This is a genomic window from Natrinema soli (assembly GCF_028618695.1).
The window spans coordinates 1-1,422 of record NZ_JAQIVI010000774.1 but is presented as its reverse complement, the minus strand read 5'-3'; the positions used below and the strand labels follow the sequence as shown (position 1 = coordinate 1,422).

Genomic DNA, 1,422 nt, shown 5'->3' with positions numbered 1-1,422 from the left:
CCGGCGGCCGACATCACGCCGTGTAACGTCCACCTGGACGACGTCGCCGGCGCGGCGCTCGAGGGCTTCGACGCGACGGACTGGCTGGTCGAGGTGACCCAGCCGACGCGGGTGATTCACGGCGGTGCGGACGGGCTGGTTTCGCCCACTGCTGGCGAGGAACTCGCTCAGGGACTTCCCCGCGGAGAGTTTCTGGAACTCGAGGGTGCCGGCCACCTCTGCTTCGTCGAGCGCTCGCGGACGGTCAACGATCTGTTGCTCGGCTTTCTCGAGGAATGGACGGCCGATTCCGAGTGAGTCGGCCGGACGGTCGGTGGGACTCGACCGAAGCGCGAACCGTCGTCTCGGCGCGCCAGCTCGAGCGTCGGCCCGTCTTCCGGTTCCGTGCTTGCGCCTGACCCCCTATCTACTACGTGCTCGAGCGTGGGAGCATTCGTCGTGACCCTCTCGCTGGCTCGCCGGGCCGAGCACTTCCCGGATCGGACGGCGGTCGTCGACATCTCCGAGCGGCGACTCTACGCGCCCGCGGAGACGATCCACGAGGATCGCGTCTCCTACAAGGGACTGTCGACGATCGCGGAGCGGACGGCCGAGCGGCTTTCGACGCTGGATATCGGCTCCGGAGATACCGTCTGTCTCGTCACGCGAAACCGGGTCGCCGCGCTCGCGCTGTTTTTCGCCTGTCGACGGCTCGGTGCGACGTTCGCGCCGATCTCCCACCTGCTGACGCCGGCGTCCGTCGAGCGCCCGTTCGACGTCCTCGAGCCAGATCTGGTCGTCTCGGAAGCGGCCCAGCGCGATCTGGTCCGATCGATCCCGTTCGATCGGTCGGTGACGCTCGAGGAACTGTCCGAAACGGACCGCGCCGATGTCGATGCCGACGAGCAACCGTCGGCGGCGAACCCACCGCTAGCCCTCCACGGCGAGACGGGCCGTCCGGTCGCCGGCTACTCGTCCGCCGCCATCGAGCGCAACTGTCTCACCGGCGTCGCGGCGTGGGGACTCGCTGCGAACGACATCGTTCCACTCACCGCACCGCTGTCGACCCCGGCCGGCCTCGTTCGCGTCGCGCTGTCGGTGCTGTACGCCGGTGGCACGCTCCTGCTCGATCGGGCGTTCGACCCCGGTGACGCGCTGACCGCGATCGACCAGAAAGGAGCAACGCTGCTGCCGGGTCGGGAGACCGTCCTCCGCGATCTCGCGGCCGAATCCGGATTCGCAGACGCCGTCGCATCGCTCGAGCGGGCGATCTGCGAGGCTCCGATCGGCGACGACGTGGTTGCAGCCTACCGAGACCGCGGCGTGCCGGTCGCGCGAGTGTACGGTCGCCTCGAGTGTCCGACCGCCCTGAGCCAGGGATTCGAAACCGAGAGCGATTCGGCCGGAGCCGACGTCGACGGGACCGCCGTCGGTCGCCCGGTG

2 protein-coding genes are annotated in these 1,422 nt (G+C 69.2%); both read left to right on the top strand.

Annotated elements, in window-relative coordinates:
- The coding region (locus tag PGX04_RS32065) for an alpha/beta fold hydrolase (RefSeq protein ID WP_465263864.1) at window positions 1-297 on the top strand (297 nt) is incomplete at its 5' end.
- A 126-nt stretch (window positions 298-423) separates the two neighbouring features.
- On the top strand, window positions 424-1,422 hold a 999-nt coding region (locus PGX04_RS32060; protein WP_273742174.1), incomplete at its 3' end, for an AMP-binding protein.